The 16,097-nt window shown below is 66.5% G+C and carries 9 protein-coding genes; 7 read left to right on the top strand and 2 right to left on the bottom strand.

Annotated elements, in window-relative coordinates:
• Positions 1-2: 2 nt before the first annotated feature.
• Genes glgX through treY form a run of 4 tightly spaced genes read left to right on the top strand, consistent with a single transcriptional unit; the run spans position 3 to position 9,125 of the window.
• Positions 3-2,126 carry a glycogen debranching protein GlgX gene (glgX, locus tag HV765_RS03000; RefSeq protein WP_175168727.1) on the top strand — a complete coding sequence of 708 codons (2,124 nt, stop codon included), beginning with the start codon at positions 3-5 and terminating at the stop codon, positions 2,124-2,126.
• Positions 2,123-3,922, top strand: coding sequence for a malto-oligosyltrehalose trehalohydrolase (gene treZ / locus HV765_RS02995; protein WP_175168726.1), 1,800 nt, complete (start codon positions 2,123-2,125; stop codon positions 3,920-3,922). Before glgX ends, treZ begins: the two co-directional genes overlap by 4 nt.
• The gene (gene malQ, locus HV765_RS02990; RefSeq protein ID WP_254600419.1) at positions 3,919-6,222 is read left to right on the top strand and encodes a 4-alpha-glucanotransferase; all 2,304 of its coding nucleotides are present in this window, start codon (positions 3,919-3,921) and stop codon (positions 6,220-6,222) included. Before treZ ends, malQ begins: the two co-directional genes overlap by 4 nt.
• Complete coding sequence (treY, locus tag HV765_RS02980; protein ID WP_175168725.1) at positions 6,219-9,125, top strand: malto-oligosyltrehalose synthase; 2,907 nt, start codon at positions 6,219-6,221, stop codon at positions 9,123-9,125. The genes malQ and treY overlap by 4 nt, the downstream gene beginning before the upstream one ends.
• A gap of 155 nt (positions 9,126-9,280) precedes the next feature.
• Here the strand turns inward: treY and fhuE are convergent, their stop codons facing one another.
• Positions 9,281-11,512, bottom strand: coding sequence for a ferric-rhodotorulic acid/ferric-coprogen receptor FhuE (fhuE, locus tag HV765_RS02975; protein WP_420840097.1), 2,232 nt, complete (start codon positions 11,510-11,512; stop codon positions 9,281-9,283).
• Between the two features lie 221 nt (positions 11,513-11,733).
• Between fhuE and HV765_RS02970 the strand changes: the two genes are divergently transcribed.
• Genes HV765_RS02970 through HV765_RS02960 form a run of 3 tightly spaced genes read left to right on the top strand, consistent with a single transcriptional unit; the run spans position 11,734 to position 15,285 of the window.
• On the top strand, positions 11,734-12,876 hold the full coding sequence (locus HV765_RS02970; RefSeq protein ID WP_175168723.1) for a metallophosphoesterase: 1,143 nt from the start codon (positions 11,734-11,736) through the stop codon (positions 12,874-12,876).
• Between the two features lie 20 nt (positions 12,877-12,896).
• The gene (locus HV765_RS02965; protein WP_254600417.1) at positions 12,897-14,378 is read left to right on the top strand and encodes a lactate permease LctP family transporter; all 1,482 of its coding nucleotides are present in this window, start codon (positions 12,897-12,899) and stop codon (positions 14,376-14,378) included.
• A gap of 49 nt (positions 14,379-14,427) precedes the next feature.
• Complete coding sequence (locus HV765_RS02960) at positions 14,428-15,285, top strand: ProQ/FinO family protein (RefSeq protein WP_254600416.1); 858 nt, start codon at positions 14,428-14,430, stop codon at positions 15,283-15,285.
• Positions 15,286-15,375: 90 nt separating this feature from the next.
• On the opposite strand, the gene HV765_RS02955 is transcribed toward HV765_RS02960, so the two are convergent.
• Positions 15,376-15,957, bottom strand: a complete 582-nt coding sequence (locus HV765_RS02955; protein ID WP_054426795.1) for a DUF4202 domain-containing protein — start codon at positions 15,955-15,957, stop codon at positions 15,376-15,378.
• Positions 15,958-16,097 lie beyond the last annotated feature (140 nt).

Below are 16,097 nucleotides of genomic sequence, written 5' to 3'. Positions count from 1 at the left end.
ACATGGACCCCACTCAATTGACCCGCTTGACCACCGGCCAGCCGTACCCGCTGGGCGCGGTCAGCGATGGCCTGGGCGTGAACTTCGCCGTTTTTTCGGCCAACGCTACCCGCATCGAACTGTGCGTATTCGATGCCCGCGCCCGCAAGGAACTGCGGCGCTTTGACCTGCCTGAATGTACCGACGAAATCTGGCACGGTTACCTGCCGGATGCGCAGCCCGGGCTGGTCTACGGCTACCGCGCCCACGGCCCGTACGACCCGCGCAACGGCCACCGCTTCAACCCCCACAAGCTGCTGCTGGACCCCTATGCGCGCCACCTGACCGGCCCGGTCGTCTGGAGCGACGCGCTGTTTGGCTATCGGCTGAACCATGCCCGCACCGACTTGTCGATGGACCGCCGCGATAGCGCGCCCGCCATGCCCAAGGCCATCGTGACGGAAGATGTGCCGTTCAATTGGGGCAACAGCAAGGCGCCGAATACGCCGTGGTCGGACACAACGATCTACGAAGTGCACCTGCGCGGCGCGTCGATGCAACGCGAAGACCTGCGCCAGCCGATACGCGGCACCTGCGCCGCCCTGGCCGACCCGCGCTTCATCGAACACCTGCTGCGGCTGGGCGTCACCGCGGTGGAACTGCTGCCCGTGCACGCCTTTCTGCAAGACCGCTTCCTGATCGAACGGGGCTTGCGCAACTACTGGGGCTACAACACGCTGTCGTTCTTTGCGCCCGAGCCGTCTTACCTGCAACGCGGGCCGAATGATCTGCGTCAGGCGGTGCGCCGCCTGCACGCTGCCGGCCTGGAAGTGATTCTGGACGTGGTCTACAACCACACCTGCGAAGGCAGCGAGCTGGGGCCCACGCTGTCCTGGCGCGGGCTGGACAACGCCAGCTACTACCGGCTGATGCCCGGCGAAGAACGCTATTACATCAACGACACCGGCTGCGGCAACACGGTCAACCTGTCGCACCCGCGCGTCTTGCAGATGGTGATGGATTCCTTGCGGTACTGGACGACGTCTTACGGCGTGGACGGGTTCCGCTTTGACCTGGGGGTGACGCTGGGCCGAGAAGGCACGGGCTTTGACCCGGGCTCGGGCTTCTTTGACGCCATGCTGCAAGACCCGACCCTGGCGGGCGTGAAGCTCATCTCGGAACCGTGGGACATCGGCCCCGACGGCTACCAGCTGGGCAACCATCCCCCTTCGCTTGCCGAATGGAATGACCGCTACCGCGACACCGTGCGCCGCTACTGGCGCGGCGACGAAGGCATGCGCGGCGACATGGCGGCGCGCCTGTGCGGCTCGCGCGATGTGTTCGACCGCCGCCATCGCCGGCCCTGGGCCAGCGTGAACTTCGTGGCGTCGCACGACGGCTTCACCACACAAGACGTGGTCAGTTACGACGGCAGCCATAACGAAGCCAATGGCGAAGACGGCAACGACGGCCACTCTGAAAACTACAGCCACAACTGGGGCGTGGAAGGCCCCACCGACGACCCCGCCATTCTGGAACGCCGTGGCCAGGTGCAGCGCGCGCTGCTCGGCACGCTGTTCCTGTCCGACGGCACGCCGATGATGTTGGCGGGCGACGAGTTCGGCAACAGCCAGGACGGCAACAACAACGCCTACTGCCAGGACGGCCCCTTGTCGTGGCTGGACTGGACGCAGGCGCAGAGCGACGCAGGCCGCGCACTAAGCCAGTTCGTGGCGCGCGCCGTGTCATTGCGGCGCGACCACCCGAGCTTGCGCGCGGCGCGTTTTGGCGACGCCGCGCAAGAAATCTGCCCGGGCGTCAGCGCGATTGCCTGGTTCGACACCGATGGCGGCCCCATCGACCAAGCCGCTTGGGACGACCCGCAAGGCCGCACCATGGCCTTGCGCCGCGCGGCGTTGCGTGAAGATGGCAGTGCCGACATCACGCTGCTGTTACTGAACCCGGGCGCGGAGCCCGCCACGTTCACGCTGCCGGAACCGGCGCTACCCTGGTTGCGCGAACTGGACTCGGCCACGCCCGTGCCATCGGCCCCGGTCTCCGAATCGGAAATCATCGTGCAGGCGCACAGCCTGGTGCTGCTGTCGGCCGCCTGCATGCCAGGCGTCGTTCCCGGGGCGGCATCATGACAGTCCCGCCTGAACCCTACACCCACGGCGCGCTGCCGCTGCCCGACGGACGCACGCGCTTTCGGCTCTGGGCGCCGTCGGCGGCGCCAGGCTTGGCGTTGCTGATCGACGGCCAGCCGCCCATTGCTTTGCATCCTGACAGCGATGGCTATGCCGAAGCCGATGTGGCTTGCCCGCCCGGCACGCGTTACCGGTATCGGCTGGGCGACGGGCAACTGGTGCCCGACCCGGCCTCGCGCCAGCAAGACGGCGATGTGCACGGCGCCAGCATCGTCGCCGGGCCGGACGATTATGCGTGGCAACACCCCGCCTGGTCCGGCCGCCCGTGGCGCGAATCCGTCATCTACGAAGCGCACGTGGGCTTGAGCGGCGGCTTTGACGGCCTGACCGCCCGGCTGCCGGGGCTGGCCGCGCTGGGTATTACGGTGATTGAACTGATGCCGATCGCGGATTTTCCCGGGCCGCGCAACTGGGGCTACGACGGCGTGTTGCCCTACGCGCCCGACACGGCCTATGGCCCGCCGCAAGCGCTCAAGCACCTGATCGACACGGCCCACGGGCTGGGCTTGAGCGTAATGCTGGACGTGGTCTACAACCACTTCGGCCCCGAGGGCAACTACCTGCCCCAATACGCCGCGCCTTTTTTCCGGGAGGACGTCCCCACCCCCTGGGGGCCCGCCATCGACTTCCGGCAACCTGCTGTGCGGCGCTACTTCGAAGAGAACGCGCTGTACTGGCTGATGGAATACCGCTTTGACGGGTTGCGCCTGGATGCCGTGCATGCCATTGAAGACCCCGACTGGCTGGTGGAGCTTGCGCAATTTCTACGCGGCCAGGTGCCTGCGCATCGCCATGTGCATCTGGTGCTGGAAAATGACGACAACCGCGCCAGCCTGCTGACGCAGGGGTACGACGCGCAATGGAATGACGACGCGCACCACGTGCTGCACCATTTGCTGACGGGCGAATCGCGCGGCTATTACGCCGACTACGCAGAGCGGCCCGCGCAGGCCCTGGCGCGTTGCCTGGCGGAAGGCTGGCTGTATCAAGGCCAGCCCTCGCCGTACCGGCAAGGCGCCACGCGCGGTGAACCCAGCGGACACCTGCCGCCGACGTCGTTCGTGTTATTCCTGCAAAACCATGACCAAACCGGCAACCGCGCACGCGGCGAACGGCTGACGGAACTGGCCGAAAATGCCGAACGCCTGCGCGCCGCCGTTGCGCTGCAATTGCTGTCGCCGCAGATTCCGCTGATTTTCATGGGAGAGGAGTTCGGCAGCCGCGCGCCCTTCCTGTATTTCACCAGTCACACGGACCCGGCGCTGGTGCAAGCCGTGCGCGAAGGACGCCAGCGCGAATTCGCGGCATTTCCTGAATTCAGCGGTGACGATGCGCTGAAGGTGCCAGACCCCAACTCCGAATACACCTGGGCGCAAAGCGTGCCCTGGCGCGACGGCGAGCGGCCGGACGCCCAGCCATGGCGCACCCTGTACGAAGCGCTGCTGCATCTGCGCCAGCACGCCATCGCCCCCCGCTTGACGGGCGCGCGCAGCGTGTTCGCCCGCGCGGTCGGCCGGCATGGCGTACACGCGCAATGGCGGCTGGGCGACGGCGCATTGCTCACGGTGTACGTCAACCTGGGTCCGGTGCGCGAACAGCTTGCGCAACGCGCGCTTGCCGCCGCGCACTCGCCATCGTCACTGCTGTTTGAATCCCGCGCGGGCGCGTTCGCGGCATTGGCATCGGGCAGCCTGTGTTCCGAAAGCACCGTGTGGCTGCTGGAGGAAGCATCATGAGCCCCCTGTCCGCCCTGGCCGCCGAGGCCGGTATCGCCGAAGACTGGACCGGCGCCGACCAACGCCCACGTCGTGTGTCGCCCGACACGCTGCGCGCCCTGCTCAGCGCGATGGACCTGCCAGCGGCGTCCGACGCTGACATCCGCGATAGCCGGCAGCGCCTGGCTGCCACCTTATCCCGCACGCATCTGCCCGCGATGCTGATCGCCCTGCCCGGCGAGCTTGTCTCGCTGCCGCCGGATTGCGCCGGGGCTTATCAATTGCAAGCGGCGGCGTCGGCCGCCATCGCCGGCCGCACCGCACACGGCCCGGACTTGAAGCCCACGCTGCGCGCGCCCGCCACGCCCGGGTACTACGCCTTAAGCACGCAAGGCGGCGAATGCACGCTGGCGGTTGCGCCGCCGCGCGCGCCCTCTCTGGACGACATCTGCCGCACGAAGCACCCGCGCGCCTGGGGGCTGACGGCGCAGGTCTATAGCCTGCGCCGCCCGTCCGCTGACGTGACGCAGTCCACACACGGCTTCGGCGACTTCGGCGCATTGCGCGAGCTGGCCATGGCGGCCGGGCAGGCGGGCGCCGACGCGCTGGCCATCAGCCCCGTGCATGCGATGTTCGCGGCGGACCCCGCGCAATGCAGCCCGTATTCGCCCTCCAGCCGCTTGTTTGTGAACACGCTCTTTGCGGACCCCGCGGGCGTTCTCGGCGAGGAGGCGGTGCGCGCCGCATTGGCGGGCATGGACCTCGCGCAATTGCGCATGCTGGATGCGCAACCGCTGATCAACTGGCCCGCCGCGGCCCGGCTGCGCCACGAGCTGTTGCGACGCCTGCACGCAGGCTTCGTCACCGGCGCCACCACCGGTCAACGGCAGGCTTACGAGGCATTCTGCAACGCGGCCGGGCCAGACCTGCACGACCACGCTCTGTTCGAAGCGCTGCACGGCAACCACGCGCAGGGACAAGACGCCCCGTTGGCGTGGACCCATTGGCCGGCCGACCTGCGCGACCCGCGCTCGTCCGCCGCGCAACGCTATGCCACCGACCATGCCGAGGCCGTCGACGTGCATCGGTTCAGCCAATGGCTGGCCTCCGCCAGTTTGTCGCGCGCCCAGCAAGCGGCGCGCGACGCAGGCATGCGCGTTGGTCTGGTGGCTGATCTGGCCGTGGGCGGCAGCCCCCAGGGCAGCCATGCCTGGAGCCGGCAAGCCGACCTGATGAAATGCACCAGCGTCGGCGCGCCGCCCGATCTGTACAACCCACTGGGGCAAGGCTGGGGTTTGACGGCGTTGTCACCCGCTGCCCTGCACGAATCCGGGTATGCGGCGTTTCTGGCAATGCTGCGCGCCAACCTGGCGCACGCAGGCGGGCTGCGCATCGATCACATACTGGGTTTGGCGCGCTTGTGGCTGATCCCGGATGGCGCCTCGCCCGAAGACGGCGGCTATCTGCGTTACCCCATGCCGCAATTGCTGCGGCTGATCGCGTTGGAGGCTTGGTTGCATCACGCGCTGATCATTGGTGAAAACCTGGGCACGGTTCCGGAAGGATTCGACGCGCAACTTGAAGCGCACGGCGTGCTGGGCATGGATGTGCTGTGGTTCATGCGGGCGGCTGACGGGGCAAAGGCGGCGGAGCCGGCGAAGGCGGCTGATGGCGATGACGGAAATGAGTGGGCCGACGGGCCTGATACGGCTGACGGGGATGATGCGACCTGCGGCGATCAGGGCACCCAACGTGCTTACGGGGCTGTCGGTGCAGATGGAGCTAATGGCGCTAATGGGGCTGAGCGGCCACATCTAACGGCAGAAGAGCCTGCCGCGTCGCCGCCTGCCGCCTTCCTGGCGCCCGGCGACTGGCCCGCCAACGCCGTCGCCATGACGACCACCCACGATCTGCCCACGCTGGAAGGCTGGTGGCACGCGCAGGACATTCTGTGGCGGTCGCGGCTGAGCCTGCTTGGCCCTGATCAAGAAGAAGCCGCGTTGCGCGCTGCCCGCCTGGAAGACCGCGCGACCTTGTGGCGGTCTGTGCAGTCCAGTTCACCCGCCGCTTCCACCTTGCCGCTGCCCCGCCGGGCGCCTAGCGCCGAACTGCTGGGCTTTGTCGCCGCCACGCCCTGCCCGCTGATGCTGGTGCCACTGGAAGATCTGGCAGGCCAGCTCGACCAGCCCAACTTGCCCGGCACCGTCGCGCACCATCCCAACTGGCGGCAACGCACGCCGCTGTCGGTGGCCGAGTGCCTGAACGCGCCCGCCAGCCAGGCGCGCCTGCAACCCGTGCGCGCGGTGCGGGGGCGGACATGAGCGCCCCGCGCGCCACCGCGCGCCTGCAACTGCATGCCGGCTATACGTTGGACGACGCCTGCGCGCAGGTGCCCTACTACGCGGCGCTGGGCGTCAGCCATCTTTACCTGTCGCCCATCACACAGGCCCGGATGGGTTCAACGCATGGCTACGACGTCATTGACCATCAATGCATCAATCCGGAACTGGGCGGCCAGGCCGCGCTGCGCAGGCTGACCGACGCGGCGCGACGGCACGGCTTGGGGCTGATTGCCGACATCGTGCCCAACCACATGGCCGCCCACGCCTCGAACGCGTGGTGGGCCGATGTGTTGCGGCATGGCACGCAAAGCCGCCACGCCGGCACGTTCGACATCGACTGGCAACCGGCTGACACAGCGCTGCACGGCAAAGTGCTGCTGCCGGTGCTGGGCGAGCCGTATGGCGAGGCGCTGGCCGCCGGCCACATCCGATTGATTCACGACGCCGCGGCCGCTGATGGCTATGCCATCGAAGCGGGCGGACAGCATCTGCCCCTGGCCCCCGGCACGGCTCCGGCTGGGGATGACCCCGCTTCCGTCTGCGCGGCGTTTGATCCCGGCACAGCGGACGGCGCAGCGGACGGCGCAGCGAATCGCGCGGCGAACTGCGCGGCGCGTCTGCATGATCTGCTGGAACGCCAGCATTACCGGCTCGCGTGGTGGCGCACCGCGCCCGAGCAGATCAACTGGCGGCGCTTCTTCGAAATCAGCGAACTGGTGGGCGTGCGTGTGGAAGACGACGAAGTCTTCGACGCCGTGCATGCGCTGCCGTTGCAGCTGGTTCGGGAAGGCGTGTTGGACGGGCTGCGCATCGACCACGTCGATGGCTTGGCCCGCCCGGGCGCGTACTTGCGGCGCTTGCGTGAGCAGCTTGACGACGCCCGCGCGCAGCACGCCGGGAATGCCACGGCCTATCTCGTCGTGGAAAAAATCCTGGCTGATGGAGAAGTGCTGGATGCACGCTGGCCGGTAGACGGCACCACCGGCTACGACTTCATGGACCAGACCGGCGCGCTGTTGCATGCGCCCCAGGCGCAGGCGCCGATGGAGCAATTCTGGAACACCCTTAGCGGCGACGCGCGCAGCGCGTCTGCCCAATTACTGGACGCGCGCCATCGCATGCTGGCGCGCCACTTCCCCGTGGAACGCCAGGCGTTGGTACGCGCGCTGACTCGCATCGCACGGCAAGACCTGCGCACGCGTGACTGGACGTCCACCGCCATCGACCGGGTGCTGACCGCCTTGCTGGCGGCCTTTCCCGTGTACCGCAGCTATGCCGAAGACGGCGGCCGCAGCGCCGAGGACGCACGCTGGTGCCGCATCGCGCGGGACCACGCGCGCGCGGCGCTGGTTGGATCGGAAGCCGACGCGCAGCTGCTTGATCAGATCGACGCGTGGCTGGCAGGGCCGCAGCAGGCTGATGCTGGTGCTGGGGCTGGTGCGGGTCCTGGCGCTGAAGTCGATGCTGACGCCGGTGCCGGTGCCAACGCTGGCGCTGATGCTGATGCTCGTGCTGATGCTGGTGCTGATGCTGATGCTGGTCCTGGTGCTGATGCTGGTCCTGATGCTGGTGCTGGTCCTGATGCTGGGGCTGATGCTGGTGCTGATGCTGGTTCCCGCGCCGACAATGAAGCCGGCGCGCTTCGCCGCTTCCAGCAGTTAACACCGCCGCTTGCCGCGAAGGCGCTGGAAGACACCTTGTTCTACCGGCGCGGCCCGCTGCTGTCACGCAACGAAGTCGGCTCCAGTCCCACGCAATTCGCCCTGCCGCTTGACGCCTTCCATACCCTGACTCAAGCCCGCGCCCGCACGCATCCACACGCGATGCTCGCCACCGCCACGCACGACCACAAGCGCGGCGAAGACACGCGTGCGCGCCTGGCCGTGCTGAGCGAAACGCCCGAACGCTGGCAGCGCGTGGCCGAGAACTGGATTCCGCGTCTGGGACCAAATGGATCGAAAAGGGAATCGCAAAGGGATTCAGAAACGGGATCGCCGATAGGTTCTCCCACCGCTTCACCAACGCCCGCCGACCGTTATCTATTGCTGCAAAGCCTGGTCGGCGCGTGGCCGTTGTCCTTGTCCGCGGATAACCGCGCAGACGTTGCTGCGTTTCTGGAACGCATTCTCCAGTGGCAGGAAAAGGCCTTGCGCGAGGCCAAGCTGCATACCAGCTGGACCGACCCGAACACCCGCTACGAAGCCGCAGCCCGCCACTGCGTAACCGCATTGCAAGAGACCGGCGAAGGGCAAGCGCTGCTGCGCGACATCGCCGCGTGGACGGCAGGCATCGCCCCGGCCGGGCTTGTCAACAGCATGACCCAGACCCTGTTGCGCAACACCTTGCCCGGTGTACCGGATCTATACCAAGGCACGGACTTGTGGGACTTCAGCTTGGTGGACCCCGACAATCGCCGCGCTGTCGACTACGCCGAACGCGCCGCGCTGCTGGCGGCGGCCGGTGCTCCCATCGCCACCGATGCGGCGGCGTGGCGCAGCGGCGCCATCAAGCAGCAACTGATCCAACGCTGCCTGACGCTACGCGCTGCGGACCCGGGCCTGTTCGATCACGGCGAATACGTGCCGTTGACCGCACAAGGCCCGCGCGCGGCGCATGTCATCGCCTATCTGCGTCGGCACAACGGACGCAGCGTGCTGGCCGTCGCGCCCCTTCATTGCGCGCTGGCCTTGGCGCCTTACGCGCAAGATCAGGCCGCCCAGGCTGCGCGCTTCTGGGATGGCACCCACGTGCAGTTGCCGGACGGCGTCGGCCCCCTGCGCAATGTGCTCTCCGGCCGGCCCGTCAACGTGGAAGGCGAAGGCAGAATTCCCCTGGCCGACCTCTTGCGCGACTGTCCGGTGGCTCTCTGCACCCAGACCTGACGCGCGCTTGATCGTCCAGTTGCCCTTTGCACCACGACCTGACGCGCGCTTGATCGCCCAGGTGCCCTTTGCACCACGACCTGACGCGCGCTTGATCGCCCAGGTGCCCTTTGCACCACGACCTGACGCGTGCTCGGCGGGCGGCCGGGCAAGCGTCAGTACTGGTAGCGCATCGTCAGGATGGTGCTGGTGCCCGCGCCCCATGCGCCTTGGCTGTAGAAGCCAACCTGGCTGTAGTACTTGCGGTCAAACAGGTTGTTCACGTTCAACTGCGCCGACAGGTTGCGGTTGAACTGGTAGCGCGCCATCAGGTTGGTGATGGCGTAGCTGCCTTGGCCCACGCGCTCGTCGCCGTTGGGGCCGCTGGCGATGGTGTAGACGCCGCTCTGCCAATTGACGCCGCCGCCCACCGTCAGACGATTCCAGTCGCCCGGCAGGCGGTAAGTCGTGAACAAGCGCACCAGCGACCGCGGTTGATCCGTCTGGATGGCGTTGCCTTCGCCGTCGCGCGCGGTCCAATGCGACCAGCCCGCCGCCAGATTCCAACCCGGCGTCACTTCGCCCGACACCTCAAGATCGAAGCCGCGGCTGCGCGTCCCTTGGGCGGCCCGGTATGCCTGGTTGATCGAACCCGGCACCAAGTAACCCGGGTCGGTTTGCGCGACGTTGTCCTGTTCCACCTGGAACACGGCCGCGCTGGCGTTCAAGCGCCCTTCCAGGAATTCCCCCTTCACGCCGGCTTCATAGGACTTGCCTTCCAGCGGGTCCAGCCATCCGCCATTGCGGTCCTGGTAGCTTTGCGGATTGAAGATGCCCGTGTAGCTGACGTAGGCCGTGTAGGTCTCGTTGATGTCGTACAACAGGCCGGCGTACGGCGTGAATGCGTTCTTGTCGAAGGCTTCGCGGCTGCCGCCACCAAAGCCGACAGAGTCCGTCTTCCACGTGCTGTAGCGTCCGCCCACGATCAGCTTGAGCGGATCGGCCAGGTTCATGCGCAGCGCGCCGTACCAGCCGGTTTGTTTGGTGGTGTAGCGGCTGGCGGTGACGGCGGTGTCGCTCCAGTCGGGTTCGGGATAGGAGCCGTCCCAGTTCAGGAAGTTGCCGACCGGGGCGGCGGATATCGCCGAACGGTAGTCGAAGTCGGCGTATTGGCGGGTGAAGCTCGCGCCCACCACCACTTCATGGCGGCGGCCAAACGCGGTGAAGGGGCCGGTGGCCTTGACGTCCAGGCTGTTCTGCTTGCGGTCGCCCAGATACCAGGCGGGCGATCCGCTCACGCCCAGGCCGGTCTCGCGGTCGGGCCAGCCGTACAGATACAGCAGTTTTCCGTCCATTTCGTGCTTGGAATGGGACGCCACGGCCTGCACGCGCCAGTCGTTGTCAAAGCGATGTTCCAGGCTGGCGAAGCCGCCGGATGTGGTGCTGCCCCACGAACTCCAGTCGGCGCCCGTGTTCAGTGACCGCTTCCAGTCGGTGCGCCCGCCGTCCGCGTACCACAGCGGGAAGCCGCCCCAGCTGCTGCGTTGCGGGTCGTTGTCTTGATAGTTGAAGCCCGCGCTGAAGGTCGTGCGCGACGTCAGGTCGGCATCCACGACGCCGTAGAAGATTTTTTTCGTGCTTTGGTAGCCGTCCAGATAGGAATGGTTGTCTTGGTAGGCCGACACAATGCGGCCGCGCACGCTGCCGTCCTTGCTGAGCGGCGTCGACAAGTCCAGCGTGCCGCGATAGGTGTCCCAGTTGCCCGCGCTGACGCTGACATCGGCCTTGAATTCGCGGCTGGTGGCGTGCTTGCGCACCAGGTTGATCGACGCCGACGGGTTGCCCGCGCCCGTCAACAGGCCGGTCGCGCCGCGCACGACTTCAACGCGGTCGTAGATGATGGGGTCGATGGACGACTCGCCCGCTGCGTAGCCCACATCAAAACCGGTGGGCACGCCGTCATACATATAGTTGCTGACGCTGAACCCACGCGAGCTGAACGAATAGCGCTCGCTGTCGTAGTTCTGCACCGAGATGCCCGGCGTGCTGGCCATTACATCGGCCAACGACCGCATGTCTTCGTCGTCCATGCGCTGGCGGGTCATGACCGTTACCGACTGCGGCGTCTCGCGCAGCGTCAGCGGCAAGCCGGTGCTGGCGGCGGTGGCGCGGGGGGTGTAGGAACCCGTTCCTTCGGTGGTGGTGGGGTCGGAATCCCCCACGACTTGCACGCTGGGCAGCGTGGACACGGCCGCTTCCTGCGCGGCGGCGCTGGCTGAAGCCAGCGCTAAAAGCACCAAGGCCGAGGTGCGGCTCACTTTGAAACGGGGCTTGCTGCCTGATAGAAAATGGGGCTTGCTGCCTGGTAGAAATTGGGGCTTGCTGCCTTGTGGCCTGTGGTCTTGCATGCTGGCTTCCTCTCCCACAACGGGTTGCTTTGTGGGAAAGAAGTGTAATGCGACTGCTTCTCATAACTATCTGTTGTTGCGAATTTACGACGTCAACCGCCCCGCCAATTTGTCCCTACGCGCAGCGGGTTTACCCGGCCGCGTCACAAGCCGCCCGGCATAATGTCGCTGGCTCCGGCCCCGCTGTTCTCTTCATAGCCGCTCTCCGTAGGAATCTCCGCGTGTTCCATGTCTTCACGGGACTGATCAGTCTCTACGTCATTTGGCGTTTCGTTCTGCCCCTGTCCTTATCCAGAACCAGCAAGCTCTTGCTGTCTGTCTTGCTGATGGCCGCCGCCGAGCACCACTTGGTGACGCGCAACCTGTTCGGCTCCATGGCCTCGCCCGAGATTCCCGGCACGCTGTTGATGGTGCTGGGCTGGCTGTTCGGCAGCCTGCTGCTGTTGGCGATGCTGCTGCTGGCGCGCGATGTGGCGGGCTCGGTGGTGTACCTGTTCTCACGTGTGCGCGGCAAGCGGCTGTGGGCTGCGCGCGGTTGGGGCGTCGGCGCGGCGGTCGCCTCGGTCGTGCTGTCGGCCATTGGCGTCTGGCAAGCCGTGCGCGTGCCTGATGTGAAGACGCTGGAAATTGCGTTGCCCAAGCTGCCGCCCGAACTCGACGGCTTCCGTCTGGTGCAACTGACCGACCTGCACGCCAGCCGCTTGCTGGAAGCGCCGTGGATGGAAGCCGTCGTCACGAAGACGAATGGCTTGAACCCGGATCTGATCGTGATCACGGGCGATCTGGTCGACGGCACCACCGATGCACGCGCCGCCGATGTGCTGCCGCTGCAAGCGCTGCGCGCCCGCTACGGCGTCTATGCCATTCCGGGCAACCACGAGTACTACGCCGAGTACCAGCGTTGGCTGCCCGCTTTCGAAAAGCTGGGCCTGCGCCTGCTGCTGAACGAACACGTAACGCTCACCCCCAACGGCCAGCGGCTGGTGCTGGCCGGCATCACCGACAAGATGGCGGCGGCCTATGGGCAGCTGGAACCTGATGTGGCGCGCGCGATGGACGGCGTGCCGGCCACCGACCCGGTCATCCTGCTGAGCCATCGCCCTATCGGCGCGGTGCGTAATGCGCAGGCCGGGGCCGGCCTGCAACTATCTGGCCATACGCATGGCGGCCAGATCCTGGGGCCGCACCTGCTGACGCAGCTGGCTAACGAAGGCTATGTGTCGGGCGAGTATCAGGTCGACGGCATGCGTTTGTATGTCAGCAATGGCACGGGCTTGTGGCCGGGTTTCCCGGTGCGCCTGGGCCGCCCCTCGGAAATTACGCAGATCGTGCTGCGCTCGCCGGCGAAGACCGCCGCCCAATAAGTTCCACCCCCGCGCCCGCCATGATGAGCTACCTGCTGTGGTCCCTGCCCGCCCTGACGGTGATTGCCGCCATTGCCAGCGGGCGCGTGAACACCACGATAGCCGCCGTGCTGGGCCTGTGCGCCGCCGTGCCCATTGCGCTTTTCGCCGCGCCCGCGCCATTCAGCGGCGCGCAATTGGCGGTGACGCTCGAACGCGGGCTGTGGATCGGCTGGATCATTACCCCGTACATCCTGGGCGGCTTGCTGTTCTGGCAGATGGCGTCCCACGGCCACGCGCCGGAACATTCGTCCACGCAGGCCACCGCCGGCCACGCAGAACTGAACGACCCGCTCGCCCGCCGCCGCCGCTTGTTCTTCGCCTGTTTTCTGATCGGCCCCTTTGCGGAATCCGCCACGGGGTTTGGCGTGGGCATGCTGGGCACGGTGCTGCTGATTCGTCCGCTGGGCTTGAAGCCGCGCGACATCATGGTGTTCGCCTTGCTGAGTCAGACGCTGATCCCTTGGGGTGCGATGGGCAGCGGCACCTTGCTGGCGTCCGCCTATGCGCGCGTGCCGGCTGCCCAGCTGGCGCTCTACAGCATGGTGGCCGTGGCCTTGCTGATGGTGGTGTGGATGCTGCTGTACTGGCGCACGGCGCGCCATGCGGGCTTGCGTGCGGACGCGGCCGAGCACCGGCGCGAAGCCGTGTGGATGGCGGCCAGCCTGGGCCTGCTCAGCGCCGCCACCGCCGTGCTTGGCCCCGAGACCGCGCTGCTGGCCGCCTACGGCCCCTTGATCGTGCTGCGTTTCGTGATGGACCGCCGGCCCGATCGCAATCAGTTGCTGGCCGCGGCCCGCCGTGCGCTGCCTTATATCCTGGTGATTGCCTGCCTGGTCGCTACGCGCCTCGTCCCGGCGCTGAACCACGCGCTGGGCGCGTTGGCTGACATCCGGCCCTTTGCCGACCTGCCCGCCTGGATGCCTTTCCTGCACGCGGGCAGCTGGCTGATTGCGGGCGCGCTCGCCATGGCAGTCTGGCGCCGCCAGCCGCGCGCCTTGGCGGCCCAGGCACGCGCCTCGTGGAAAACCGGCCGCCACGCCGTCATGTCCGTCTTCCTGTTTGCGATGATGGCCGAAGTGCTGGCGGGCGCCGGTATTTCACAAGCCTATGCCGATGGTCTTTTTGCAACACTGCAAGACTGGACCATCCTCATCACGCCCCTCTTGGCCGGCGCGTTTGGTATTCTGGCCAACAGCGGCAACGCGCCCAACAGCCTGTTCATGCCTTCCCAGCTATCATTAGCGCTTCACGCGGGCTTGAACGTACCGGCAGCGGCTGCGCTGTTACACGTTTCCGGTACGGCCATGGGCATTTTTTCACCTGTCAGAATGTCGATTGCGGCCGGTTTGGCCCACGGCCAAGGGCAGGAACGCAGCGTGTATGTTCTACTACTGCCGTTTGCCCTGGCCGCGTTCGGCATTCTTTTGTCCCTGGCACTGCTTGTCGTGCTGTCGGGATAGCCGCCGGAGCGCTGATGCTCACGGCCTCAACCTTTTTTTTGTGTAGCACATGGGACTAGAACAGTTAGCCGCGATCCGGGCATTGATTACCAAGCAGGCGCCCGAAGAGCCTACCCCCAAGAAAGAATCGCGTCCGCAAGGCGGCGGTAAAGGACCTCGCTCGGCAAATGCCGGCAAGGGCCCGCGCCCGCAAGGCGAGAAAGGCGCCCGTCCGCAAGGCGGCGACAAGGACCGTGGCCAGCGTCCGCAGCGTGCTGAGCGCCGCGACACGCCCGTCGACCCCGTCGTCGTCGCAATCTCGCGCCTGCAACGCCAGTTTCCCAAAGCCTTCCCCAAGAATCCCGCGCCGAAGCTTCCGCTGAAGCTGGGCGTGCTGGCAGACCTGGTGCAACATGCCCAAGCCCTGCAACTGGACGAAGCGCAGATCAAGGAAGCGGTCAAGACCTGGTGTGATGGCCGCCGCTACTGGGCTTGTATGGTCGAAGACGCGCCGCGCGTGGACCTGAACGGCGAACCCTCGGGCGCCGTCACCGCCAACGAAGCCAAGCATGCCAAGCGCATGGCGTCGCGCAGCGCGTCGAAAAACGCCGCCGCCCGCAACAAGGCCAAGAAGGCGGAAGCCGCCGCGGCAGCTGGCGCCGCTGCGCCGGCTGCGGGTGCTGACGTTGCTGTGGCTGCTGCGGCTGACGTTGCCGCACCTGCCGTGAATGCCGATGCACCCGTGGCGGCTCAAGCGCCGGTAGCGGACATGCCGGTAGCGGACGTGACGGTAGCGGACGTGCCGGTGGCCGACGTGCCGGCGGCTGATGCACCGGCTTCGGATGCCTCCGAGCAAAAGAAGGCGCAAGGCGCGGATCAAGCTTCGGCTGAAACCCCGGCTGAATCTTCCTCGGACACGCCCACCTGATTCTGCTGCGGCGCCGCGTTTCACGGCACTGTGTGGAACAACAAAAACCCGGCCTGCGAGGCTTCGCAGGCCGGGTTTTTGCTCGTGCGTTCAAGGCCGCAAGGCTTGCTCTATATAGGCCATCCCGATCGGGGAATACGGCAGCGTCAGCGCCCACTTGTGGCCCGCCGCGTCCATCTTCAGCAATGACTTTTTCAAGATATCAACGATCTTCTCCGCGTGCGCGGGATGAAAGGCCTCGTACTGATATTGCAAGAACACCAGGCACAGCGCGTTCTCCATCGTCTGCACATCCGCGTCCTGCTTGATGCCCTGCTTCATCACGATCGTTCTGACGCGGTCGATCACGTCGTCCGCGTACCCCGTGTCGCGCATGATGCCTTCGGCAATGCCCGCGTGGTGCCGGGCCAGCGCCTTACGCCACGTCAGATAAGCGACACGCCCTTCGGGATAGCTGTTGCGGGCAATTTCCCATCGTCCGATATGCTGGCACCGGGATGCCAGCACCAGCGGTTCGGACGCATCCGGCGCCAGTTTCAGCACCCACTCATGCAGCTTCTGCGCCAGAAATAATTCCTGCGGACAGGTCTCGCCCTGCCACGTAAACAGGTTCGGGTCCGCGCCGTTGTAATGGTCAAAGCGCAGCAGCGTCTGGTGCAGACGGTCATTCATGCCAGGGGTATCCAAGAGGGGTTCGGTTGGGCGGGAATCGAAACGATGATAGCGCCAAGATGGCCGCGCGTTGCACCTGCGCATCGCATTCCAACTATCCAAATGCGAAAACCATCGTTCAACCGCGCGCGGTGACTGCT

The organism is Achromobacter kerstersii (assembly GCF_902859595.1).
Taxonomy (GTDB): Bacteria; Pseudomonadota; Gammaproteobacteria; order Burkholderiales; family Burkholderiaceae_B; genus Achromobacter; species Achromobacter kerstersii.
Note: the sequence above shows the minus strand (reverse complement) of the source record. Positions and strands in the feature narration are given on the sequence as shown.

Coding starts and splice junctions, on each gene's coding strand:
- glgX (WP_175168727.1), top strand. CDS start 3: ATGGACCCCACTCAATTGACCCGCTTGACCACCGGCCAGCCGTACCCG.
- treZ (WP_175168726.1), top strand. CDS start 2,123: ATGACAGTCCCGCCTGAACCCTACACCCACGGCGCGCTGCCGCTGCCC.
- malQ (WP_254600419.1), top strand. CDS start 3,919: ATGAGCCCCCTGTCCGCCCTGGCCGCCGAGGCCGGTATCGCCGAAGAC.
- treY (WP_175168725.1), top strand. CDS start 6,219: ATGAGCGCCCCGCGCGCCACCGCGCGCCTGCAACTGCATGCCGGCTAT.
- fhuE (WP_420840097.1), bottom strand. CDS start 11,512: ATGCAAGACCACAGGCCACAAGGCAGCAAGCCCCAATTTCTACCAGGC.
- HV765_RS02965 (WP_254600417.1), top strand. CDS start 12,897: ATGATGAGCTACCTGCTGTGGTCCCTGCCCGCCCTGACGGTGATTGCC.
- HV765_RS02960 (WP_254600416.1), top strand. CDS start 14,428: ATGGGACTAGAACAGTTAGCCGCGATCCGGGCATTGATTACCAAGCAG.
- HV765_RS02955 (WP_054426795.1), bottom strand. CDS start 15,957: ATGAATGACCGTCTGCACCAGACGCTGCTGCGCTTTGACCATTACAAC.